At 64.4% G+C, this 21,341-nt stretch carries 26 protein-coding genes; 25 read left to right on the top strand and 1 reads right to left on the bottom strand.

Going from position 1 to position 21,341, the window contains the following annotated elements:
• Nucleotides 1-43: 43 nt before the first annotated feature.
• The 12 genes from AABF56_RS06360 (at nt 44) to AABF56_RS06305 (ending at nt 13,409) form a co-directional block, all read left to right on the top strand.
• Nucleotides 44-2,203 carry a ParB/RepB/Spo0J family partition protein gene (locus AABF56_RS06360; RefSeq protein WP_272805316.1) on the top strand — a complete coding sequence of 720 codons (2,160 nt, stop codon included), beginning with the start codon at nt 44-46 and terminating at the stop codon, nt 2,201-2,203.
• A gap of 81 nt (nt 2,204-2,284) precedes the next feature.
• On the top strand, nt 2,285-2,590 hold the full coding sequence (locus tag AABF56_RS06355) for a hypothetical protein (RefSeq protein WP_272805315.1): 306 nt from the start codon (nt 2,285-2,287) through the stop codon (nt 2,588-2,590).
• A 378-nt stretch (nt 2,591-2,968) separates the two neighbouring features.
• Nucleotides 2,969-3,133: a hypothetical protein gene (locus tag AABF56_RS06350; RefSeq protein ID WP_162854490.1), complete on the top strand. Its 165-nt coding sequence runs from the start codon at nt 2,969-2,971 to the stop codon at nt 3,131-3,133.
• A 197-nt stretch (nt 3,134-3,330) separates the two neighbouring features.
• Entirely contained in the window at nt 3,331-3,642 is a 312-nt protein-coding gene (locus AABF56_RS06345; RefSeq protein ID WP_272805314.1) for a hypothetical protein, read from the top strand.
• Between the two features lies 1 nt (nt 3,643).
• Nucleotides 3,644-4,060: a hypothetical protein gene (locus AABF56_RS06340; RefSeq protein ID WP_272805313.1), complete on the top strand. Its 417-nt coding sequence runs from the start codon at nt 3,644-3,646 to the stop codon at nt 4,058-4,060.
• Complete coding sequence (locus AABF56_RS06335) at nt 4,053-4,697, top strand: antitoxin of toxin-antitoxin stability system (protein WP_272805312.1); 645 nt, start codon at nt 4,053-4,055, stop codon at nt 4,695-4,697. The genes AABF56_RS06340 and AABF56_RS06335 overlap by 8 nt, the downstream gene beginning before the upstream one ends.
• Before the next feature lie 159 nt (nt 4,698-4,856).
• The gene (locus tag AABF56_RS06330; RefSeq protein ID WP_272805311.1) at nt 4,857-9,206 is read left to right on the top strand and encodes a strawberry notch family protein; all 4,350 of its coding nucleotides are present in this window, start codon (nt 4,857-4,859) and stop codon (nt 9,204-9,206) included.
• Nucleotides 9,207-10,244, top strand: coding sequence for a DUF7146 domain-containing protein (locus AABF56_RS06325; protein WP_272805310.1), 1,038 nt, complete (start codon nt 9,207-9,209; stop codon nt 10,242-10,244).
• Between the two features lie 369 nt (nt 10,245-10,613).
• The gene (locus AABF56_RS06320) at nt 10,614-11,549 is read left to right on the top strand and encodes a DUF2493 domain-containing protein (RefSeq protein WP_272805309.1); all 936 of its coding nucleotides are present in this window, start codon (nt 10,614-10,616) and stop codon (nt 11,547-11,549) included.
• Nucleotides 11,550-11,712: 163 nt separating this feature from the next.
• Nucleotides 11,713-12,129, top strand: a complete 417-nt coding sequence (locus AABF56_RS06315; RefSeq protein WP_272805308.1) for a hypothetical protein — start codon at nt 11,713-11,715, stop codon at nt 12,127-12,129.
• Between the two features lie 28 nt (nt 12,130-12,157).
• Nucleotides 12,158-12,406: a hypothetical protein gene (locus AABF56_RS06310; protein WP_272805307.1), complete on the top strand. Its 249-nt coding sequence runs from the start codon at nt 12,158-12,160 to the stop codon at nt 12,404-12,406.
• Nucleotides 12,407-13,007: 601 nt separating this feature from the next.
• On the top strand, nt 13,008-13,409 hold the full coding sequence (locus AABF56_RS06305) for a single-stranded DNA-binding protein (RefSeq protein WP_272805306.1): 402 nt from the start codon (nt 13,008-13,010) through the stop codon (nt 13,407-13,409).
• A gap of 178 nt (nt 13,410-13,587) precedes the next feature.
• Here AABF56_RS06305 and AABF56_RS06300 read toward each other — a convergent pair whose 3' ends face one another.
• Nucleotides 13,588-13,827 carry a hypothetical protein gene (locus AABF56_RS06300; RefSeq protein WP_272805305.1) on the bottom strand — a complete coding sequence of 80 codons (240 nt, stop codon included), beginning with the start codon at nt 13,825-13,827 and terminating at the stop codon, nt 13,588-13,590.
• A 353-nt stretch (nt 13,828-14,180) separates the two neighbouring features.
• On the opposite strand from AABF56_RS06300, the gene AABF56_RS06295 reads away from it, so the two are divergent.
• The 13 genes from AABF56_RS06295 to AABF56_RS06240 all read left to right on the top strand — a co-directional run bounded on the left by AABF56_RS06295 (nt 14,181) and on the right by AABF56_RS06240 (nt 21,187).
• Complete coding sequence (locus tag AABF56_RS06295; RefSeq protein WP_272805304.1) at nt 14,181-14,432, top strand: helix-turn-helix domain-containing protein; 252 nt, start codon at nt 14,181-14,183, stop codon at nt 14,430-14,432.
• Nucleotides 14,433-14,531: 99 nt separating this feature from the next.
• Nucleotides 14,532-14,795, top strand: coding sequence for a DUF2285 domain-containing protein (locus AABF56_RS06290; RefSeq protein WP_272807451.1), 264 nt, complete (start codon nt 14,532-14,534; stop codon nt 14,793-14,795).
• Between the two features lie 83 nt (nt 14,796-14,878).
• Nucleotides 14,879-15,235, top strand: a complete 357-nt coding sequence (locus AABF56_RS37755) for a transcriptional regulator domain-containing protein (RefSeq protein ID WP_443021093.1) — start codon at nt 14,879-14,881, stop codon at nt 15,233-15,235.
• Nucleotides 15,120-15,680 carry a DUF2285 domain-containing protein gene (locus tag AABF56_RS06285; RefSeq protein WP_272805303.1) on the top strand — a complete coding sequence of 187 codons (561 nt, stop codon included), beginning with the start codon at nt 15,120-15,122 and terminating at the stop codon, nt 15,678-15,680. Before AABF56_RS37755 ends, AABF56_RS06285 begins: the two co-directional genes overlap by 116 nt.
• 135 nt (nt 15,681-15,815) lie before the next feature.
• Nucleotides 15,816-16,094, top strand: coding sequence for a helix-turn-helix transcriptional regulator (locus AABF56_RS06280; RefSeq protein ID WP_272805302.1), 279 nt, complete (start codon nt 15,816-15,818; stop codon nt 16,092-16,094).
• A 20-nt stretch (nt 16,095-16,114) separates the two neighbouring features.
• A complete protein-coding gene (locus tag AABF56_RS06275; RefSeq protein ID WP_272805301.1) occupies nt 16,115-17,278 on the top strand; it encodes a replication initiator protein A in 1,164 nt (387 codons plus the stop codon).
• Nucleotides 17,275-17,913, top strand: coding sequence for a ParA family partition ATPase (gene parA / locus AABF56_RS06270; protein ID WP_272805300.1), 639 nt, complete (start codon nt 17,275-17,277; stop codon nt 17,911-17,913). Before AABF56_RS06275 ends, parA begins: the two co-directional genes overlap by 4 nt.
• Complete coding sequence (locus tag AABF56_RS06265) at nt 17,910-18,668, top strand: DNA-methyltransferase (RefSeq protein ID WP_272805299.1); 759 nt, start codon at nt 17,910-17,912, stop codon at nt 18,666-18,668. The genes parA and AABF56_RS06265 overlap by 4 nt, the downstream gene beginning before the upstream one ends.
• On the top strand, nt 18,665-18,931 hold the full coding sequence (locus AABF56_RS06260) for a ribbon-helix-helix protein (RefSeq protein WP_272805298.1): 267 nt from the start codon (nt 18,665-18,667) through the stop codon (nt 18,929-18,931). The genes AABF56_RS06265 and AABF56_RS06260 overlap by 4 nt, the downstream gene beginning before the upstream one ends.
• A complete protein-coding gene (locus AABF56_RS06255; protein WP_272805297.1) occupies nt 18,928-19,449 on the top strand; it encodes a DUF2840 domain-containing protein in 522 nt (173 codons plus the stop codon). The genes AABF56_RS06260 and AABF56_RS06255 overlap by 4 nt, the downstream gene beginning before the upstream one ends.
• On the top strand, nt 19,446-19,991 hold the full coding sequence (locus tag AABF56_RS06250; protein ID WP_272805296.1) for a S26 family signal peptidase: 546 nt from the start codon (nt 19,446-19,448) through the stop codon (nt 19,989-19,991). The genes AABF56_RS06255 and AABF56_RS06250 overlap by 4 nt, the downstream gene beginning before the upstream one ends.
• Nucleotides 19,970-20,398, top strand: coding sequence for a DUF736 domain-containing protein (locus tag AABF56_RS06245; protein WP_445190517.1), 429 nt, complete (start codon nt 19,970-19,972; stop codon nt 20,396-20,398). Before AABF56_RS06250 ends, AABF56_RS06245 begins: the two co-directional genes overlap by 22 nt.
• A gap of 3 nt (nt 20,399-20,401) precedes the next feature.
• Nucleotides 20,402-21,187, top strand: a complete 786-nt coding sequence (locus AABF56_RS06240; protein WP_272805294.1) for a lytic transglycosylase domain-containing protein — start codon at nt 20,402-20,404, stop codon at nt 21,185-21,187.
• The last annotated feature ends 154 nt before the right edge of the window (nt 21,188-21,341 follow it).

Genomic DNA, 21,341 nt, shown 5'->3' with positions numbered 1-21,341 from the left:
AGGTCGAGAGAGGGTCTCGGCCGCCCGTCACGGAGAAACCACCATGGCCAAAGCTGCCAGGAAGTCGAAGAAGCCTGCCGTCGCGATGATCGTCTTCTCGCGTTCGCGTGACATTCCCTTCAATCGCATCCGCCTCTCGGACAGCAACGTCCGCGAAACCGACGTCGAGGCCGGTCTCGACGATCTCACCCACGACATCGACCGTCGCGAGGACATCGTGCAGGGCATCAATGTCCGCGCCATCCTTGATGCCGACGGCAACGAGACCGGCGATTTCGAGACCCCGGCTGGTGGCCGCCGGTTCCGGGCGATCGCGCGTCTGGTCGAGGCCGGACGCTTTCCCGCCGATGGCCTCGTTCCCTGCCTCGTCAAGAAGGCCGACGCCAAGACCTCGGCTGTCGACGACTCGCTCGCGGAAAACGTGCTTCGGCTCGGCCTGCATCCTCTCGACCAGTTTCGGGCGTTCAAGCGCATGTTAGACGACGGCATGACGAAGGAGGAGATCGCCGACGCCTATCGCACCACGCCGCGCTACATCACGCAGCGCATGCGCCTGGCTTCGGTCTCGCCGGCTCTACTGGAAGTCTATGCGCGCAACGGCATGCCGCTGGCGATGCTGGAGGCGTTCACCGTCAATCCCGACCATGCCCGCCAGGAACAGGTCTGGGAGGCTGTCCAGCGCTCCTACAATGTCCAGCCCTGGCAGGTCCGCCAGTTCCTGACCGAGACCACCGTTCCAACCGACGACAAGCGCGTGCGCTTCGTCGGCGTGGACGCCTATGAGCAGGCCGGCGGCGCGATGCTGCGCGACCTCTTCTCCGAGGACGACGGCGGCTGGCTCGAAGCCGTTGCGCTTCTCGACCGCCTGGTTTCGGAGAAGCTGAAGGCCATTGCCGATGAAGTGGCGGCCGAGGGCTGGAAGTGGATCGCTGTCGATACCAGCCATCCCTACGGTTACGACAACGGCCTTCGCGAGATCACCGGCAGCTTCGCCGATCTCACCGACGAGGAGCGCGCCGCGCGCGAGGCATTGCGCAACGAGTACGACGATCTCGAATCGGAATATTCCGAGCACGACGAGCTGCCGGAGGAGATCGATCGGCGGCTGGGCGAGATCGAGGCCGCTCTGGAAGGCTTCGAGAAGCGCCCCGTCATCTATGATCCTGCCGAGGTCGCCCGCGCCGGTGTCTTCATCAGCATCGACCGCGACGGCGAGCCTATCATCGAGCGCGGCTATGTCCGGGCCGAGGACGAGCCGGTGGCCGATGCCGGGCACGGCGAGAACGAAAACACCAGCGTCGCCGGCGGAAATGACGGCGACGTGCAGCGCGCCGTCATCACCATCGGCGGCCAGCCGGCCGAACCCGAAGAGGACGATGACGACGGCGGGATCAAGCCGCTGCCGGAGCGGCTCGTCATCGAGCTGACCGCCCATCGCACCGTCGCGCTTCAGGAAGCGCTCGCCAGCAACCCGCACGTCGCGATGACGGCGCTGCTCCACCGCATGGTGATGGAGCGCTATCATTACTCGGCACCGACCGGGTGCCTGGAGGTTTCCGTTCGCCACAGGTATTTGTCTTCGCAGGGCTCCGATCTCGCCGACAGCCCGTCGGTCAAGGCGATCGGCGAGCGCTTCGACGCCTGGAAGGCCGACATGCCTTCCGACGAAGCGGCGCTCTGGGACTGGATCGCCGCGCTCGACGAGGCGAGCCGCATGGCGCTTCTCGCCCATTGCGTCAGCTATGGCGTGAATGCGCTTTACGAGCGTCCGAACCCTCATAGTGCCTCCGGTATCTCGCAGCATGGCCTTGATCGTCGCCTTGCCGGGGCCGACCGGATCGCCCGCGCCACCGGCCTCGACATGGTGCTCGATGCGGGATGGCGGCCCACGGTCGAGAACTATCTCGGTCGCGTGACCAAGACCCAGATTCTCGCGGCGGTGCGCGAGGGTGCGGGCGAACGCGCGGCCCAGCTTATCGACCATCTGAAAAAGGGCGACATGGCCAAGGAAGCCGAGCGCCTCTTGGCCGATACCGGCTGGCTGCCCGAACCGCTGCGCCTGGTCGATCTCGATGGTGATGCGGCCGCCGACACCGATGGCGAGGTCGAGGCTTTGCCCGACTTCCTCGCCGGCGACGGTGACGACGAGGAAGGCGCGGCTGAAGAAGACGAAGACCGGCAGCACCTCGTCGCTGCGGAATGACCGCATACGGGGCGGCGCAGGCCGCCTCGTATCGTTCGACTCGCCCGGCCATCGCGCCGGGCGTTTTTTATGGAGGTCGTCATGGCTGACCACATCGACATCGACTTCATCTTTCGGACCGACCGCGAAAATCTCCCGGCCGAGCGGTCGCTGCCCTGGGAGGAGACGCGCGACAGTATCACCGTCGTCGTTGAGCCCAAGCCGCATTGGGCCGAGGATTTGCGGGCCTTCCGCATCGATGCCCGCGAATATTGCTACTATGCCGACTGGAGCCGGTCCGGTGCCCGCGCCCGGTTCTATGGCCATATCGATACCTGTGGCGATGACCTGCTGCTGAAGGCCCGCGCCCTGATCGTCCGCGAGATCGCCGAAGGGCATTGGAGCTGACCATCATCCCCGATCGAGTTTCGGTTTCACCAGCGTCCGCCGTCCTTGCCATATCGTGTAGAGCTGGTTTCCGTCTCCGGTCTGAAACACCGACCCGGCTGAGACCGGCATGGAGACTGGCGGGGCGCGGCACCTGCGACGGGATTTCGGCATCCTGTTAGAGGCAGAACACCACCCCCCGCTTCCATTCGCTGACCTTGGTCTGAGCCGTCTCTTTGTCAATCAACCCGTGGAGGGTCGGCTTACGCGAGCGTGCCGCCCTCGCAGATTCGGGACACGCCCGAACGCGCGAGGGTGATTGCAGACCCGTTCAGACACTTCGGGCGCCTGTCGCGCGGGGGGATGGTCCCCCGCCTCCAGAGACAGGAGCCGGAACCCATGTCCTACGCAGATGCCACCGCCTTCGCCGCCAGCCTTGCCACCACGCTGATGGTCTCGATCGTCGTGTTCCAGGCCGGAGACGGAACCCACGGCGCCATGCCCGCCGACGAATTCGACGGCGACGACGAGATGGTGAAACTGGAACTCGACCCATGGAGCTGAGGCGCGCAAGCGCCTCATTCCCGGCGGCCCGGAACGCTCAGGAGGCGTCCGGGCCTTCCTCCTTGCGATGGTTGGCCCATCGCCGGGAACGGCGCCGAGTGGGACGCCTTCAGATGAGAGGAAGAGGTCGGGCCTTTGGCCGTGACGGGTTGCATGCTGAGAGAAAGGCTCTTGGCGCCCGTCGCGGAGTGATCCAGATGACCCATGCCAGCCAATCCAACTGCACCCCGATCGGGCGGATTCTCGCCGACCAGGGGCTGCGCGGATTTCAGCGGCCGCAAAAGCTGCCGTTGCGCATCTCCTGCCTCGGCACAGTCAGCTATGCCGGGGCCACCGATGCCGATTATCGCGACCGCAGCGTCTCGCTTGGCGAGGCTGGTTCGCCGGAAGACTCCATCGCTCTTGCCGCGCTCCGCGTTTCGCGCGGCGATCTCGGTCCCTGCAACGACACCGGGTTGCGCTTTAATCAGTCCGGCCTCGCGTCGGGCTTTGTCGTTTCAGGAGCCTGATATGGCCGACTATTTCACCCACTTCTCCTGCCTGCTCGACGTCGGCACCGCCGATAACGCCGCGCGCGCACTCGAACTCTACAATGCCCTCTGCGACGAGAACGCCGCCGAAGATCCCCCGTCCGACGGCTTCCTGTTGTCGATCCAGCCCGAGCACGGCGGCACGCAGCTCTGGATGCGCGATGACGGGACCGGCGATCCCGAGCATGTCATCCGGTTCGTCATGCGCTGCGCCGCCGAGTTTGGCCTGACCGGGCGATGGGGCATGCAATACGCCAACACTTGTTCGAGGCCGCGGATCGATGGTTTCGGAGGCGGGGCGCATGTGCTCGACCTCGCCACCGGTGAGACGGTGGACTGGATCTATACCGATGGCTGGCTTGCCGCCGTGCTGGACGGAGATGATCCCGATGCCTGAGATCATCGAAACTACGGTCTATCGGCTCGAAGAGCTTTCGGACGAGGCGAAAGAAAAGGCCCGCGCATGGTATCGTGATGGCGGGTTCGATTACGATTGGTATGATGCCGTGTACGAAGATTTCCAGCGCATCGCGGAAATCATCGGCATCAACTTCAAGACCCGTACCGTCCGCCTCATGGGCGGCGGCGTGCGGCACGAGCCGCGTATCTGGTTCCGGGGCTTCTGGTCACAAGGCGATGGCGCCTGCTACGAGGCGCATTATTCTTACCGGAAGAACGCTTCGGCCGAGATCCGGTCCTATGCTCCTCAGGACAGCGCGCTTCACTGCATCGCCGACGCCCTGCAAGCCGTCCAGCGCCGCAACTTCTACCAGCTTCGCGCCGAGGCCACGCATCGCGGTCACTATTACCACGAATATTGCATGTCGATCTCGGTCGAACGCGATAGCCCAACCTGTCAGGACATGACAGCCGATGCCGAGGAAATGGTGACCGAGGCGATGCGCGATCTCGCCCGTTGGCTCTATCGACAGCTCGAATGCGAATACGAACATCTCAATTCGGACTCCGCCGTCGACGAGACCATCGTGGCAAACGATTATACGTTCACATCAGCAGGTCGCCGTTTCGGATGAAAACCCTCAGCGCCCCACCCGTCGGTTGGGGCGCTTTTTCACGTCCACCATCGCTGATCACCTGAGAGGAAGAGGAAGGCCGGGACGGGTTTGAGCCTGTGCGGTCCAGAGAGAGCGCAGCCCGGGCTCATCCCGTTCCCGCTCTCCGAGGTTCTTCCCATGTCATATGCTTCCGCCGCCGCAACCCTTCCGGCTGCCGCGTTTGTCCCTGCCGTTGACACGGCCCTCGCCATCCATCAGGCGGCGCTTCTCCTTCTCCCTCATCTCGAACGCGGCAATCGCGTTGACGCTCTCGCCCTGCGAGGCGCGATGGAAGCCGCCTTCGGCGCGTCCGACGCCAGCGGCGCCTGGGGCTGGAAGACCGCCTATGAAGCCTGCGAGGCGGCGACCGTCCTGTTCTTACGCAAATACGGAAAGGCGCTTTTCCGCAAAGCCGGGTCTCAGGCCGCCAGCCTGCCGCTGCTGACCAGGATCGCCGGGCTTCTCCCCACCCATACGCGCCGCTCCGAAGAGAGCCAAACCTTCCAACAGTTCTCGACCCCGATCCCGCTCGGACTGATCGCAGCCAGCGCCGCCGCCATCACACCCGCCGACCGCGTTCTGGAACCCTCGGCCGGCACCGGCCTCCTCGCCATCCTGGCCGAGATCGCCGGCGGATCGCTTGTGCTGAATGAGTTGGCGGAAACCCGCGCCGATCTTCTCTCCCACCTCTTTCCGGCCACGCCCGCCACGCGCTTCGATGCGGCCCAGATTCACGATCATCTCGATCCCGGCATCGTGCCGACTGTGGTCCTGATGAACCCGCCGTTCTCGGTCGTGGCGAACGTCTCCGGCCGGGTGGCGGACGCCGCCTATCGCCATGTCGCCTCGGCGCTGGCGCGCCTGGCCGATGGCGGGCGGCTCGTGACGATCACCGGTTCGAGCTTCGCCCCTGACACGCCGGCCTGGCGGGACGCCTTCGTCCGGCTTCAGGAACACGGTCGCGTGGTCTTCACCGCCTCCATCGACGGCTCTGTTTATGCCAAGCACGGCACGACGATCGACACGCGCCTGACCGTCATCGACAAGCTGCCTGCCGATGATCCGGCCGCGTTTCCAGCCTCGCCGGGGATCGCTCCGGATGCCGCCACCCTGGTGGGCTGGATCGGACAGCACGTCCCGGTTCGATTGCCCGTCGATGCCACGATCTCGGTTCCCGTCGCCGCTCCGGCAGCCCCACGCACTGCTCGCGGCTATCTCGCGCGCGCCGCTGTATCCGCGCCGGTTCGCGCCGCCGCTGAACCCGAAGGCGTCGAGCTCGCCTATGAGACCGTAGACTGGACGCCTGCCGAGGCCGACCGGATCACAGATGCGATTTATGAAGAATACGGCTTGCAGGCGATCCGTATTTCCGGTTCTCAGGCTCACCCGACCAAGCTCGTGCAATCGGCCGCCATGGCCTCGGTCGCGCCGCCCAGGCCGAGCTACCGACCGCGTCTCCCCGCCAGCCTCGTCACCGACGGCCTGCTGTCGGACGCCCAACTCGAAACCGTCATCTACGCCGGCGAAGCCCATGCGGACTTCCTCGCTGGATCATGGACGGTTGACGAGACCTTCGACGTTGTCTCGGCCGCGCCCGACGATGCACCCAATGCCGTCCGCTTCCGTCGCGGCTTCATGCTCGGCGACGGCACCGGCGCCGGCAAGGGCCGTCAGTCGGCCGGGATCATCCTGGACAACTGGATGCAGGGCCGGCGCAAAGCCGTGTGGATCAGCAAATCCGACAAACTGCTCGAAGACGCGCAGCGCGACTGGTCGGCGCTCGGCATGGAGCGCCTGCTGGTCACGCCGCTGTCGCGGTTCCCGCAGGGCAAGGACATACGGCTGCCGGAAGGCATCCTATTTACAACCTACGCCACGCTACGCTCCGACGAGCGCGGCGAGAAGGTTTCCCGCGTCAAACAAATCGTCGAATGGTTGGGCTCCGACTTCGAAGGAGTGATCATTTTCGACGAGAGCCATGCCATGCAGAACGCCGCAGGTGGCAAGGGTGAGAGGGGCGATGTCGCCGCCTCGCAACAGGGTCGCGCGGGCTTGCGCCTTCAGCACGCCTTGCCGAATGCCCGTATCGTCTACGTCTCGGCGACCGGCGCGACCACGGTACACAATCTCGCCTATGCCCAAAGGCTCGGCTTGTGGGGTGGCGAGGATTTCCCGTTCTCGACGAGGGCCGAATTCGTCGAAGCGATCGAGGCCGGCGGCGTCGCGGCCATGGAGGTTCTGGCCCGCGATCTACGGGCGCTCGGTCTCTATACCGCCCGCTCGCTCTCCTATGACGGCGTCGAATATGAACTGATCGAGCATCAGCTCACACCGGAGCAGACCCGGGTCTACGACGCCTATGCCGGGGCCTTCGCCGTCATCCATAACAATCTCGACGCCGCCATGCAGGCCGCCAACATCACCGGCGGCAATAGCGGGTCCGGCACGCTGAACAGGCAGGCGAAGTCGGCTGCCCGCTCGGCCTTCGAGTCTGCCAAGCAGCGCTTCTTCGGCCATCTGCTCACCAGCATGAAGACGCCGACACTGATCCGCGCTATCGAGCGTGATCTGGAAGACGGTCATGCCGCTGTCATCCAGATCGTGTCGACCGGCGAAGCCCTGATGGAACGTCGCCTTGCCGAGCTTCCGGCCGAGGAATGGAACGACGTCCGCGTTGACATCACGCCCAGGGAATATGTCCTGGACTACCTCGCCCATTCCTTTCCAGTGCAGCTCTACGAGCCCTTCACCGACAGCGAGGGCAATATGTCATCGCGGCCCGTTTTCCGCGACGGCCAGCCCGTCGAGAGCCGCGAAGCCGTCGCCCGCCGTGATCAGCTGATCGAGAAACTGGCTTCGCTCCCTCCCGTTCCGGGCGCGCTCGACCAGATTGTCCAGCGTTTCGGCACCGACCTCGTGGCCGAGGTAACGGGCCGCTCACGGCGCATCGTCCGCAAGACCAGCCCCGGCGGCATTGACCGGCTCGCCGTCGAGAACCGTGCCGGCTCAGCCAATCTCGCGGAAACCGCCGCCTTCATGGACGATCAGAAGCGCATCCTGATCTTCTCGGACGCAGGCGGCACCGGTCGGTCCTACCACGCCGACCTCAACGCGAAGAACCAGCGCCTGCGCATCCACTACCTGCTCGAGCCGGGCTGGAAGGCCGACGCTGCTATTCAGGGCCTGGGCCGTACCAATCGGACCAATCAGGCGCAACCGCCGCTGTTCCGGCCGATCTCGACCGACGTGAAGGCCGAGAAGCGCTTCCTGTCGACCATCGCGCGCCGTCTCGACACGCTGGGCGCGATCACGCGCGGCCAGCGCCAGACCGGCGGTCAGGGCTTGTTCCGTCCCGAGGACAATCTGGAATCGCACTATGCCCGTGATGCGCTGCGTCAGCTCTATCTCCTGCTGGTGCGCGGCAAGGTCGAGGGTTGCTCGCTCCAGACGTTCGAGGACGCCACCGGCCTCAAGCTGATGGACGATACCGGCATCAAGGATGAGCTGCCGCCGATCACCACCTTCCTCAACCGCCTCCTGGCGCTCACCATCGAGCTGCAGGGCGTGCTCTTCACCGCGTTCGAACAGCTTCTCAACGCAAAGATCGAAGGGGCCATCGCCAGCGGCAGCTATGATGTCGGGCTGGAAACGCTCCGCGCCGAGAGCTTCGTCGTCACCAACCGCCAGACCATCCATGTCCATCCCGCCACTAGCGCCGAAGCCCGGCTGCTGACCATCACGCAGCGCGAGCGCAACCGTCCGGTGACGCTCACCGAGGCGCTTGATCAGCTTGCTGATCCTCGCGCGAAGCTGCTCATCAATGAGCGCTCGGGCCGCGCTGCCGTGCAGATCCCGACCACCAGCGTCATGCTGGACGACGGCGAGATCGAACGGCGCATTCGACTGATCCGGCCGATGGAGGCGCAAAACGTTCCGGTCAAGATGATGGGCGAGACCCATTGGGTCGAAGCCGATCAGGGCGCATTCGCATCGGCCTGGACAGCCGAAGTCGCCGAGGTGCCGGAGTTCGCCGACAGCACAATCCACGTCGTGAGCGGCTTGCTGCTGCCGATCTGGAAACGCCTGCCGAACGAGTCGACTCGCGTTTACCGGCTCCAGACCGATGACGGCGAGCGCATCGTCGGCCGCCGCGTTTCCCCGGCCTGGGTCGCGAGCGCCATGACGACCGGTACATCGACGCTGACCTCGGACGACGCGTTCACCGCGCTGATGGACGGCAGGACCATCCTCGATCTGACAGAGGGTCTTCAGCTTCGGCGCAGCCGGGTCATGGGCGCGAACCGCATCGAGCTGTCGGGTTTCACCGACACGATGCGCGATCGCCTGCGGGCCTACGGCCTCTTCCACGAAATCATCTCGTGGAAGCTCAGGATGTTCATTCCGACCGACGCCAGCGGTCCGTCCATTCTGGCCAGAGTCCTGGACCGCTATCCCGTTCAACGCATCGGTGAACGGGAGGCGGCATAGATGGCTCGCCACGACGCCTCCGAACTCGCGCAACGTCTCGGCCGGCAGGCCGAGGCGGTGTGCAAGCACTATCTATCGAACGGTCATCGCGAGGGCCGCTACTGGCTGGTGGGCAATGTCCAGAATACTCCTGGCCGCTCGATGTTCGTGCGCCTGATCGGACCGGAATCCGGCAAGGGCGCAGCGGGGAAATGGACAGACGCCGCGACGGCCGAACATGGCGACCTGCTCGATGTCATCCGTGAAAGCTGCGGCCTTGTCGACTTCAAGGACGTCGCCGAGGAAGCCCGCTCCTTTCTCAGCCTGCCGAGACCCGACCCTGATCCGCAACCCACACCCCGGCCGGGAAAGGCGCCAGCCGGATCGCCGGAAGCGTCACGGCGTCTGTTCGCCATGGCGCAGCCGATTGCGCGCACAATCGTGGAAACGCATCTGCGGAAACGCGGCATTACGGCTTTGCACGACGCCGCAAACCTTCGTTTCCACCCCCGTTGCTACTATCGGCCTGAGGGGCATGGCCCCACCGAGACGTGGCCCGCGATGATCGCCGCCGTCACCGACCTTGACGGCGTCCAGACCGGCGCGCATCGCACCTGGCTCCTGCCCGATGGCAGCGACAAAGCCCCTGTCGATACCCCTCGGCGGGCGATGGGCCATCTCCTCGGGCACGGCGTCCGCTTCGGTGTGCCGCAGGATGTCCTGGGGGCCGGCGAAGGGATTGAGACCGTGCTGTCGGCACGCTCGGGTCTGCCGAAAATGCCGATGCTGGCGGCGCTCTCGGCAGCACACCTCGCTGCCATCCTGTTCCCGGCGTCGCTGCGGCGGCTCTATATCGTGCGTGATCTCGATCCGGCAGGAGATGGCGCGCGAGACAGCCTCGTCGAGCGGGCGAGAAGCGTCGGGATCGAGGCGGTTGTCCTGTCGCCGGGGCTCGGGGACTTCAATGAGGACCTGCGCCACCACGGCATCGATGCACTACGGGCGGCCTTACGGGTTCAGATCGCTCCTGAAGACGTCAGCCGTTTCATGGAAGCATGAGGATGTCGGTGGAGGAAAGGCAGAGGAAGGAGAGCCGTCTTCTGTCCCTGCCATATCCGGTCTGGCGCTTCCTACAGGTGTCGGAGAGACCGCAGCCCACGGCCTTCTTGAGAGGGCGAGCGGCCCACAAACGAGCCAGGCAGGCAATGGCCGGGTCCGGCTAATTTCCGCCGGCGGGAAGCCACCCCACGCGACAGGTCGCGTGGGGACCCCGTCTCAGCCCCGCCTTTGCATCGCGAAACAAATTAGCCGGACCCGGCCATCAAGGCCCTCGCGAAGGCGCGAGGACTGCCAGCCGGTCTCGCCCATGGGCTTTCGTCGCCATGAAGGCCGCGATGGGCGCGGTCGATCCGACGAAGGAAGCACCTCATGCAGACCGAATATGACGAGACAGGGTTCGAGCCAGTCCACACCTCATCTTCCACAGACCACATCCTCACCGAGCTACAGCTCTACGGCTACCGCCCGTTTCAGGATGAACCCGACCCAAGGCCGCTCCCCGAAGGCAACACAGTCGCTGGCGCAGTCGCCGACATCTTCGACGCCCTGATCGTCACCCTCGGCGACACCCGCCTCGAGCCCGACCTCGACGAATTGCTCTGGGGGACTGTCAATCTCTTCCACCGCGCAACCGCCCGGATCGAACGCGAACTGGACGACAACGAGCAGGCGCAGCGCAGCAGTCAGAGGGAACAGGATGGTAGCGAGGTCAAGTCCGTCGAGCTTGAGCGCCTGACGGCAGAGGGGCAGACCTTCATCGAGCGGCGCAACAGCATGGAACTCTTCCGCGATGTCGCCGCCGAGCAGTTCGAGCGCCACACCGGATCGGCCTGGCGACCGCGCTCAGGGTCGATGGTCAACCACCGCAACCTGACCTCGGCGATGATCGACAGCCGCGACTTCCTCGCTGCCAAGCGCCGGGCGGAAACCGAAGTGATGCTGCCGGCCGGTCCCAAGGTCGCCTTCACCGGCGGTCTCGACTGCAACGATCACCGCCTGATCTGGGCCAAGCTCGATCAGGTCCATGCCAAATACCCCGATATGGTGTTGCTGCACGGCGGATCGCCGAAGGGCGCCGAACTGATCGCGGCGAAATGGGCCGACAACCGCAAGGTTCCGCAGGTCGCCTTCAAACCCGACTGGACCAGGCACGCCAAGGCTGCGCCCTTCAAGCGCAACGACGCCATGCTCGATGTCCTGCCGGTCGGCGTCATCGTCTTTCCCGGCACGGGCATCCAGGAGAACCTTGCTGATAAGGCCCGCAAGCTCGGCATCCCGGTCATGAAGTTCGACGGCGGCGCTTAAAGCGCCGCCGCTCGGCGGGTTCGGCCGCCTTTGCTTGACTGTCGAGACACCATCTGGCTCAATTCGAGCCATTCTTGGAGAAACGGCGAAGTAACCTAGTCGCAGGCCGAACGTATCCTCTGGCAGCCTGTCGTGTCCCACAACCCTTCATGTGGAGGCTTCCATGACACTGATCCTGCTCGCCATCTCCCTTTCGATCACGCTCTGCGTGATTGCATTCAACTTCGCGATCTACGCCTTGCCCGTGATGGTCGGAATCACGGCCTTCCAGCACGTCTACGCGGCTGACGCCGGTTTCGTCATGTCGGGCATCGCCGCCATCGGAGCCGCATTCCTTTCCATTGGCTTGGTGATTGCCATTTTAGGCTTTGGGAAGAACCCGCTCCTTCGCCTCATCGCGCTCGCCGCCTTCGCCATACCTGCCTTCATCGCCGGCTATGCGCTCGCTCATGGCGTTGCCAAGAACGCCATCGACTCGGCCATACTTCTGAACATGCTCTGCGGCACCAGCGGGCTGATCGTCGGCATCGCCGCGATGGCCAATCTCAACGGCCTCGGTACGGCGGTCTTTTCGCGCTGAACGTGCGTGGCTTTCCGCTCACGGCGAGATGTTCATCCCGTCAGCTCGCGAATTTCTGGCCGCGCATGCCCGCGCTATCGAAAGCTTATCGGCGACACGCCGGCGCTTCCGGCTGGGCATCGCCAGCCATGTGATGGGACCCGAGGTCCCCACTTTGCTCGCGCGGCTGAAATCCGATCCGTCTCCTGCACGAGAAGACCCGGCGGCTCGCAGCACCGAAGCTTCCGACACCTCGTTCAATCGCAAGGCCATAATCAGCCATATTGTCCTTACCTGACTCGCACCGCTTTTCCTTGGCCTGTCTGGCGGCGACACCAGTTCTCGCGACGGATCTCACCCAGGCAACTGGTCAGCCCTGTCATGGCTGGTCTCGTTCATAGTTGGCGATCGGTCGGCAGTCGGTCTTTCATGCCCTTCTCGCAAGCTGGTACGATGCCTCGTCCGTTGAAGTGACGCTGGTTCCATTCAATCGGCGTCCACCCGATCACCGCTCCTGCGCTGAAACAACTGCGCTCCGAACTGAGTGATGATCGCGAAGTGGTCGGCCGCGTGTTGAAATTGGCGACACCGCCAGCGTGGCGGGAGAGGGCTCCTAGATGGCCCATGTCGCTGGTGAGGACGAAGGGTCTGCTGTCGACTCCTTCCTGAGCTTCTCTGAAGGACCAATCCCTCCTCCTGACTGATCCCCTAATCCCGTTCGGTTTCTGACCGCAACCCGCGCGGCTCCGGACCGTGTTGTCGCGCAAGCGCGACTGCCCGCCCCACTCCGGGCCTTACGGGTCAAGCTGACGCGAGCGTCAGTGCAGGCATCTCCCGACGGTCTTGGCCGGGCATCATCGGAGGGACGGTCCCTCCGGATGAAGCAACGGAGAACCACCATGCAGAACATCGTCATCCTCGCTGGCAACATCGGCCAGGACCCCGAAACTCGAACCACCCAGGGCGGCACCAACATCACCAACTTCACGCTGGCCACCTCGCGCCCGCGCTACTCCGAAGGCCGCGTCGTCCGTGACGATAAGGGCTATCGGGTGCAGGACACCGAATGGCACCGCATCACCTGCTTCAATGGCCTCGGCAAGACGGTCCAGGAGCATTGCGAGAAGGGCATGAAGGTTCTCGTCCGCGGCCGCATCCACTACACCAAGTGGACCGACCAGCAGGGCAACGACCGCTACGGCTGCGAGATCATCGCCGAGACGGTGGACTTCCTCAGCCGGGCCAAGCAGACCCAGAACGACGATGGCAAGTTCATCGAGGACGATGAGATCCCGTTCTGAGCGGGACGCCAGAAGCCCGGCGGCACAAGCCGCCGGGCAATTCTGATGCTCGCGGCATCGGTGATTGGCGCTATCCGCAGGAGATTTCGGTGATCGCCCGCGTTTCTTCGTCGTAGACCACATTTATCCGATCGCGGCCCAGATCCGACGTCACGGCACAAGTCGAACATGCCACCCGCTAGGTCGCGCCTACCGGCTCTTCGGGAAGTGTATCGAGCGGCCGACCGACGAAACGCTGGAATTCTGACGCCCGGCACTGATCGCCGAAATAGTATCTGCGCGATCCATCGGCGCTCTCCGCGATCCAGACACCATCCATACGCGGATGGTTGCGAATCGTGGCGCTCTCCGGCGCCCAATAGGTGAACGGCGGGAGCGGGTCCGCCTCCATCACGACATTGGGCGTGGCAAGGTCCATCTCAGCTACCAGCCTCTCCTGCGCTGATCCGCAACCGATCAACGCCACCATAGTCACAGATGCCGGTGAGGCATCTGCCCGCCATAGAGAAAGTGCGCATCCAGCCCTCTTCAAAGTCAAATCCTCCTGATGCGGGAATGAGGCATTGTCGAGGTTCCTTTGGAAAGCCTCTGTTCCGCCCACGGCCATGTCACGTCTGTCGATGCCAATCGCAAGACGACCGAATCAGTCGGAGTTCGCACGCCGCATGAAACAGCCTTAAACACCGATTCCGGGTCGCCTTTCTGATTAACTCCGACTATAATAGTCGTAGTTCTGGCGTGACAATTGGTGCCGGTGGGAGGTGATCATGCATGATCACCTCCCGACAAACACGGGCCGCGCGCGCATTGCTGGGCTGGACCCAGGAGATGCTCGCGGACAAGGCCAAGGTTTCGCTGACCGCGCTCAAACGCATGGAGTCGGGAAGCGGCCTTCGTGTGTATGAAAGCACCAGCGATCAAATACGCAGAGCCCTGGAAGCCGAAGGCATCGCCTTCATCAATTCGGGACGCAACGAAGGGGTGATTATCGTCGATGCACAGGAAGCCGCCGGACGCAATTAATTTCACTCGTTCACGGGCGTTGCCTCCTCACTGTCACCTTCCTCCTGTAGAAATGGTTAAAAGTGCCTTCCGCCAATGAAGGACCTGCGTGCTGTTTTAATGACGACCATTGATTTCCTCGACGATGCCCCGACAAGTCTGGCGCTCACTGAATATGATCGCCAGCACATCAAACTCTATGCCCGCTTGCTCGATGCGGAAGCCGATGGCGCTGACTGGGGGGAGGCCGTCCAGGTTCTTTTCGGTATCTGCCCAATCGCGGAACCCGAACGTGCCCGCCGTGTCCATGACAGCCATCTGGCCCGCGCTCACTGGATGACCGAGCACGGCTACCGGCAACTCAGGCGCGGCCTGCCACACTGACCCGTGTGTTGCCCGGTACGCAACACCAGTTGCCGGTCACGGCCTAGCAAAGCAGTCGAATCCCCGGAATCAATTCTCTCTGTATGCGTATTCGCTGCACGGGGAGGATCATCATGATGCCCGATACAAGAGGATGGCGATCATCAACGCCATACGACTACTGGGACGACGTAGATGTGGACGCGCTCGCTTGGGAATGCTTGCGACGCAATCCTGATTATCAGCGGGACTATGCAAAGATCGTCAAAGCGCCCCTGAGGCCGGACAACGACACCGAAGCGATCGGCAATCGCTGGGGCTTGCGATTTCCCCGCACGGCCAAGCTTGAACGCCCTCGAGCAGCCCATCTTCTGGACCCCGGAAACCGACACCAGTGTGCTGCATATCGGTCCCGCACCGAAACTTGTGCAGACCGGCCCCGTCGTTCTCGGAGATATTGACATGGAGTTCCAGCGAGCTGCCGCCGAAGGTCTGCATATCTCTGGCTTCACCAAAAGCGGCCGTCTGCATTTGATCGCGCTGAGCGATCTGAGACCAGATCAACCAATCGCCGCCGTCATACCGCTCGATGCTCATAGCCTCGATCGCATTCAGGCGCTAATGCGCCTGTGGCGCGCCATTCACGGCCTTTCCGTTCCACGGGATACCCGCATGACAGCTCAACAACGCCGCCGTCTCAAGAACATGCTGCGCGCCGTCGACGGGCGCATGAATGATGCCGACTACCGCGAGATCGCCGAAGCCATTTTTGGCGTTGAGCGCGTCGCCAGCGATCCCTGGAAGACGTCTGCCTTGCGCGACGCCGTGCTCGATCTGGTCAAGGACGGCTTCGCCATGATCGATGGCGGTTACCGCAAGCTGCTTCGCCACCGTCGCCGTAAATAGCCGGCAATACGATCAGGGGTGTGCGATTTTAGCCACCCTAAGTTCGCACTCCCCCCTCGCAATTCTTCTTCGCCAACGTGGCCTTCGTCCCGCCGCTGATCGCCAGCGGCTCCAGCGAAAGCCACGGAGGCCACCATGACCACCAATCTCGCGACCCTGCCGCCGCGCTTCCTGCGCACCAAGGAAGCCGGCGAGTTTCTCAGCCTGTCGGCACGCACACTCGAAAAGCATCGTACCTACGGCACCGGCCCCGCCTACCGCAAACTCGGCGGCCGCGTCGTCTACGCCATCGACGATCTCGAAGCCTGGGCGGACCGCGGCGCTGTCACCTCGACCTCCGATCCGCGCGGCAGTGTCCTGCCCGCCAAACGGCATGAGCCCGCACCGGCACATGCCGGCCGTCACGCCCGCTGATCCCTGCGGTTTCCTCCTCAATGAAGGCGCGGCATCGCCCATCTCCGGAGCGCGGGCAGCTCGATCTGTTCCACGCGCTTCCCGGCGACATCGCGCCACGAGACGCGCAGGATCTCATGGCCTATCCGTTTTTCTCCCTCTCCAAGAGCCACCGCACCGCGCCGATCGATTTCGTGGCGGGCGACGTCACCATCCGTGTGGAGGCCGTGCCCGACCACGGCATGGCCACGATCTGGGACGCGGACATCCTGATCTGGGCCGCCAGCCAGATCGTCGAGGCGCGCGACAAGGGCTTGCGCACCTCGCGCCTGATGGCCGCCACGCCATACGAAATTCTCAACTTCATCGGCCGCGGCGTCAGCTTGCGCGACTACCAGCGCCTGAAAGCCGCGCTCGATCGGCTCCAGTCGACCACCGTCGCCACATCGATCCGCCAGTCGGCAGAAGGCCGTCGGCATCGCTTCTCCTGGATCAATGAATGGCAGGAGCGCACCGACCGCTATGGCAAGCCTGCCGGCCTCGAGCTGATCGTGCCCGACTGGTTCTATCGCGCCGTCCTCGACGATGCGCTCGTGCTCACCATCGACCGGACCTATTTCGGCCTGACCGGCGGCCTGGATCGCTGGCTCTACCGCCTGGTGCGCAAGCATGGCGGCAGGCAGCGCAATGGCTGGCGCTTCGACTTCCGGCATCTGCACCAGAAATCCGGCAGCCTGTCGCCGTTCAGGCGCTTCGCTTTCGAGCTGCGCAACATCATCCAGCGCCAGCCGCTGCCCGGCTACACGCTGTTTCTGGAGGTCGCGGTCGGCGGCCGTCTGCTGCTTGCTTTCGAGCCCTCCGGCGCCTGTGGAAAAGCTGTGGACGGCCTCGTGCTATCAGGAACCCGACCTATCGTGCTATCGGGAACCGGAGGCTCGTGCTATCGGGAACCCAAACAGGGTATAAGCTCTGGAAATAAAAGACGAAATCGCGCCCTTAACTTAGAGTATAACAAAGAATCTAACCTTGAAGAGCGCGCGCGCGATGTGGAAAACATCGCCGAGAGGCCCGAAAAGGACCTCAAATCATCACCCACCAGCGATGATACGCCCCTTACGTCTTTCCGTAAATCCGTAAACGGTGCCCCTTCATCTTCCGAAGCTCGGCGGCAGTCTTTCGGCGATGAGCCGGGAGGCGCGCAATGATCGTCGCGCTCCTCAACCAGAAGGGAGGCGTCGGCAAGACAACGCTCGCCCTGCATCTGGCCGGTCAATGGGCACGTGAGGGCAAGCGAGTCACCCTGATCGACGCCGACCCGCAAGGCTCGGCTCTGGACTGGTCGCAGCAGCGCAGCCGCGAGGCCCTGCCACGCCTGTTCGGCGTCGTCGGCCTGGCGCGCGACACGCTGCATCGCGAAGCGCCCGAGCTCGCGCGTGACGCCGATCATGTCATCATCGATGGGCCGCCGCGTGTGGCCGGGCTGATGCGTTCGGCGCTGCTTGCCGCCGACCTTGTCCCGATCCCCGTGCAGCCATCGCCGTTCGACGGCTGGGCGTCAGCCGAAATGCTGGCGCTGCTCGCCGAGGCGCGCATCTATCGCCCGCAGCTCGGCGCCCGCTTCGTGCTCAACCGCTGCGGCGCCCGCACCGTCATCGCCCGCGAGACGGCCGAGACGCTTGCCGAGCACGATCCGTCCTTGCTGTCGGCGACCATCGGCCAGCGCGTCGCCTTCGCCGACCTGGCGCAATCCGGCCGCCTCGTGTTCGAGGCCGAGCACGACAGTGTGGCTGCCCGCGAGATCGCCGCCTTCGCCGCGGAAGTGGGGAGGCTGGCGCCATGACGCTCCTCGCGCAGACCATCATCACCGGCGACTGCCGTGTCCTCATGCCGGCGCATGGCCCGTTCGACATGATCTTCGCCGATCCTCCCTATGGCGACACGTCGCTCGCCTGGGATCGCCGCGTCGAGGGCTGGCTGCCGCTCGCCAGGGCCGCGTTGCGACAATCCGGCTCGATGTGGGTGTTCGGCTCGCTGCGCTGCTTCATGGCGACAGCCGCCGCGTTCGACGACGCCGGCTGGAAATGCGCCCAGGAGATCGTCTGGGAGAAGCAAAACGGCTCCGGCTTTCACGCCGACCGCTTCAAGCGCGTCCACGAACTCGTCGTGCAGTTCTACCGCAGCGACGCCCCATGGGGCTCGGTCTACAATGTCGTGCAGACCACGCCCGACGCGACCGCGCGCACCGTCCGTCGCAAGAAATGTCCACCCCATACCGGCCATATCGAAGCCGGTCACTATGTCAGCGAGGACGGCGGGCCGCGCCTTATGCGCTCGGTCATCTACGCCCGCAACGCGCATAGCCGCGCCATTCATCCGACCGAAAAACCCTCCGGCCTGATCGAAATCCTCATCCGGACAAGCTGCCCGCCGGGCGGGCTCGTCGGCGACTGGTTCGCCGGATCGGGCGCGGCTGGCGAGGCCTGCCGTTTCTCCGGCCGGCGCTATCTCGGCTGCGAAATCGATCCGGCGATGGCGCGCAAAGCCGCCGACCGGATCACAGCGCTGCTGCCGCTCGAGACGGGAGACAGGCCATGACGAGGCCGCCACATAGGCGCGGCTTCGCCGCCCGCCCGACAGATCCCGACCAATGGATCAAGGCCGCCGATCGATCCCCGTCGGCCCCATCGTCTGCGCCATCATCGAGCGCCGGCTACACCGCCCGGCTGACCATCGACGTCACGCCTGACCTGCGCGGCCGCATCAAGATTGCTGCCTTCCAGCGCGGCGTCACCGTCGCCGACATGTTGCGCGAGCTGCTCGCGCGCGAATTCCCCCAACCACCAGGAGACCCATCATGACCGGCATCGCGGCACCCCGCATGCGCGGCGGCCCGATGCCGTCGCCCGCACCATCCGACCGTCTCACCCATGTCGAGCTGACATGGGTGGAAAAGCAGATCGAATACTGGATCAGGTTCGGTGAGCACGCACGCGAAACGATCCTCGATCGCCGCCGCCGTGTCCTTTCCTTCCGGCCAAACACGATCTTCGCTTTCGTCCGCTGGGCCTCCAACGACTACGGCACGATCATCTCGCGCATCGACATCGTGCGCGCGATCGAGCCCGGCGAAACCTATCAGACGTTGCCTTTCGTGCGCCCCGGCGGCGACATCCTGCTCAAGACCGAGAGCTGGCCCAACGTCGAGCGCGTCCTGCAACTAATCGACGCCATCGAGGCGATGGATCTCGAACCGGCTGACGCAGCGCCCGACTACTGGCGGCATGTTCACAACCGCCTGACCGCCGGTCAAGAGCCGCGCAGCTACACGCGGGACCAGCATCTGGCGTGGCTGAAGCGCCGGAGGATCGCGCCATGACCGAGCTCAAATGGGCCATGGCCACCTTCGTCGCGACCAGCGCCATCGCGATTTCGACGTGGGTCGATACGCCTACCAAACTCATCTGGAACGCCTCGGCCAGCACGCCGATCGGCTTCTATTCTGTCGAGGCCACGGGTCATCTGGAAGTGACCGATCTGGTCGCGATCGATGCGCCCGAACCGATCGCCAGCTTCCTCGCGACCCGCGGATATCTGCCGCGCGACACGCCGCTCCTGAAACGCGTGCTCGGCCTTCCGGGGCAGACCGTCTGCCGCTCCGGCCCCTTGATCACGATCGATGGCGTGGAGATGGGAACGGCGCTTGAGCGCGACCGCTTCGGCCGCGCGCTGCCTGATTGGCAGGGCTGCCGGGTCGTCGCCAAGGACGATGTCTTCCTCATGAACTGGGACGTCCACGACAGTCTCGACGGGAGGTATTTCGGCCCGATCCCAGCGAGTTCGGTCATCGGCCGTGCGGTTCCCCTGTGGACCGACGAGGACGGCGAAGGCCGTTTCGAATGGCAGGCGCCAACGCGGTGAATGCCCTGCCTTCGGCGGGCGTGCTGCTCGTCGCATCAACCTCCACCGCAATCAGAAAGGAAACCGCCATGCCGCAGATCGGCGAATTCATCCGTGAGAAAACCGGCTTCGTCGGCCGCATCCATACCATCGCAATCCAGTACGAAATCAGCATCGTTGCGGTCGAACCATCCGAGGTCGAGAACGCGCCGAACTATCGCGTCCATCTCGGCCCGGATGACAATGGACCGGAGATCGGGGTGGCCTGGACGGAGTCCAGCGAGAAGGCCGGTGAATATCTCTCGCTGACGATCGATGCCCCCAGCTTCCCGCAGCCGGTCCGCGCCCGCCTGTTCCAGAACGGCGCGGACGCGACCTCATGGTCGCTGCACTGGAGCCGCCCGCAAAAGCGCGGCGAGCGGAAATAGGTCATGCGGATCGTTCGTTTCGGCCCCGCATCACCGATGTCAGCCGGGCGGCCTCGCGCTGCCCGGCGCATCATCCTCCTTCTCCTTTCCGGCCTGACCTTCACCGCGGCGCCGCCGCTCGCCGTTCTGGCGCAGACCGCGCCATCGGCCGAGCAACCGTCTCGCGATCCCCATGCCGCCTTCGTGACGGAAGCCTCGCAGCGCTTCGGCATCCCCGAGCACTGGATCAGGGCCGTGCGCCGCGTCGAAAGCGCCGATGACATCCGCTCCGTGTCGTCGGCCGGGGCGATGGGCCTGATGCAAGTCATGCCCGATACCTGGGCAGACTTGCGCATCCGCCACCGCCTTGGCCATGACCCTTTCGATCCGCGCGACAACATTCTGGCGGGTACGGCATATCTGCGCGAGATGTACGATCTCTACAGATCGCCGGGCTTCCTCGCGGCCTACAATGCCGGTCCCGGGCGGTACGAGGAATACCTCGCCGGCCGTCCCCTCCCGGCCGAAACCCGCGCCTATGTCGCCACGCTCGCGCCGATGATCGGCGTCGGAAACGTGACGCCCGGCCAATCCGGAAACACCGCCGTCGCTGCCGTCGATCCAAATGCCTGGCGTCGTGCGCCACTCTTCGTGACGCCATCCGCGCGCAATCTGGATGCCGGTCGACCGACATCCACCGCGCAGTCCGACGACACTTCGGCTGCGGTTTTGCAGCGCGATGAAACCGCCATTGCTCCGCAATCCGGCGACCTCTTCCTCGCCCGTGCCGGTGAAGGAGAGCAGCCATGAGGGTGTTCGCAGCATGGCGCGGCATGGCGTTGTCTGGAGAGGGCGATGCGGGAGAGAGGGGAGAGCGGAAGGGCACGACAGCAGGACGGCGAGATAAAAGCCTATCGCCAAATTCTCGCAAGCCATTGACATGGCTTGGCTTTTGGCGTGCCGG

Source organism: Shinella sp. WSC3-e, from assembly GCF_945994535.1.
Taxonomy (GTDB): Bacteria; Pseudomonadota; Alphaproteobacteria; order Rhizobiales; family Rhizobiaceae; genus Shinella; species Shinella yambaruensis.
The sequence above is the reverse complement of the archived record's forward strand: the minus strand, read 5'-3'. Positions and strand labels throughout refer to the sequence as shown.

Bases quoted from the DNA above. Each gene is read 5' to 3' on its own strand.
- AABF56_RS06360 (WP_272805316.1), top strand. From the start codon at position 44: ATGGCCAAAGCTGCCAGGAAGTCGAAGAAGCCTGCCGTCGCGATGATC.
- AABF56_RS06355 (WP_272805315.1), top strand. From the start codon at position 2,285: ATGGCTGACCACATCGACATCGACTTCATCTTTCGGACCGACCGCGAA.
- AABF56_RS06350 (WP_162854490.1), top strand. From the start codon at position 2,969: ATGTCCTACGCAGATGCCACCGCCTTCGCCGCCAGCCTTGCCACCACG.
- AABF56_RS06345 (WP_272805314.1), top strand. From the start codon at position 3,331: ATGACCCATGCCAGCCAATCCAACTGCACCCCGATCGGGCGGATTCTC.
- AABF56_RS06340 (WP_272805313.1), top strand. From the start codon at position 3,644: ATGGCCGACTATTTCACCCACTTCTCCTGCCTGCTCGACGTCGGCACC.
- AABF56_RS06335 (WP_272805312.1), top strand. From the start codon at position 4,053: ATGCCTGAGATCATCGAAACTACGGTCTATCGGCTCGAAGAGCTTTCG.
- AABF56_RS06330 (WP_272805311.1), top strand. From the start codon at position 4,857: ATGTCATATGCTTCCGCCGCCGCAACCCTTCCGGCTGCCGCGTTTGTC.
- AABF56_RS06325 (WP_272805310.1), top strand. From the start codon at position 9,207: ATGGCTCGCCACGACGCCTCCGAACTCGCGCAACGTCTCGGCCGGCAG.
- AABF56_RS06320 (WP_272805309.1), top strand. From the start codon at position 10,614: ATGCAGACCGAATATGACGAGACAGGGTTCGAGCCAGTCCACACCTCA.
- AABF56_RS06315 (WP_272805308.1), top strand. From the start codon at position 11,713: ATGACACTGATCCTGCTCGCCATCTCCCTTTCGATCACGCTCTGCGTG.
- AABF56_RS06310 (WP_272805307.1), top strand. From the start codon at position 12,158: ATGTTCATCCCGTCAGCTCGCGAATTTCTGGCCGCGCATGCCCGCGCT.
- AABF56_RS06305 (WP_272805306.1), top strand. From the start codon at position 13,008: ATGCAGAACATCGTCATCCTCGCTGGCAACATCGGCCAGGACCCCGAA.
- AABF56_RS06300 (WP_272805305.1), bottom strand. From the start codon at position 13,827: ATGGACCTTGCCACGCCCAATGTCGTGATGGAGGCGGACCCGCTCCCG.
- AABF56_RS06295 (WP_272805304.1), top strand. From the start codon at position 14,181: ATGATCACCTCCCGACAAACACGGGCCGCGCGCGCATTGCTGGGCTGG.
- AABF56_RS06290 (WP_272807451.1), top strand. From the start codon at position 14,532: ATGACGACCATTGATTTCCTCGACGATGCCCCGACAAGTCTGGCGCTC.
- AABF56_RS37755 (WP_443021093.1), top strand. From the start codon at position 14,879: ATGCGTATTCGCTGCACGGGGAGGATCATCATGATGCCCGATACAAGA.
- AABF56_RS06280 (WP_272805302.1), top strand. From the start codon at position 15,816: ATGACCACCAATCTCGCGACCCTGCCGCCGCGCTTCCTGCGCACCAAG.
- AABF56_RS06275 (WP_272805301.1), top strand. From the start codon at position 16,115: ATGAAGGCGCGGCATCGCCCATCTCCGGAGCGCGGGCAGCTCGATCTG.
- parA (WP_272805300.1), top strand. From the start codon at position 17,275: ATGATCGTCGCGCTCCTCAACCAGAAGGGAGGCGTCGGCAAGACAACG.
- AABF56_RS06265 (WP_272805299.1), top strand. From the start codon at position 17,910: ATGACGCTCCTCGCGCAGACCATCATCACCGGCGACTGCCGTGTCCTC.
- AABF56_RS06260 (WP_272805298.1), top strand. From the start codon at position 18,665: ATGACGAGGCCGCCACATAGGCGCGGCTTCGCCGCCCGCCCGACAGAT.
- AABF56_RS06255 (WP_272805297.1), top strand. From the start codon at position 18,928: ATGACCGGCATCGCGGCACCCCGCATGCGCGGCGGCCCGATGCCGTCG.
- AABF56_RS06250 (WP_272805296.1), top strand. From the start codon at position 19,446: ATGACCGAGCTCAAATGGGCCATGGCCACCTTCGTCGCGACCAGCGCC.
- AABF56_RS06245 (WP_445190517.1), top strand. From the start codon at position 19,970: ATGGCAGGCGCCAACGCGGTGAATGCCCTGCCTTCGGCGGGCGTGCTG.
- AABF56_RS06240 (WP_272805294.1), top strand. From the start codon at position 20,402: ATGCGGATCGTTCGTTTCGGCCCCGCATCACCGATGTCAGCCGGGCGG.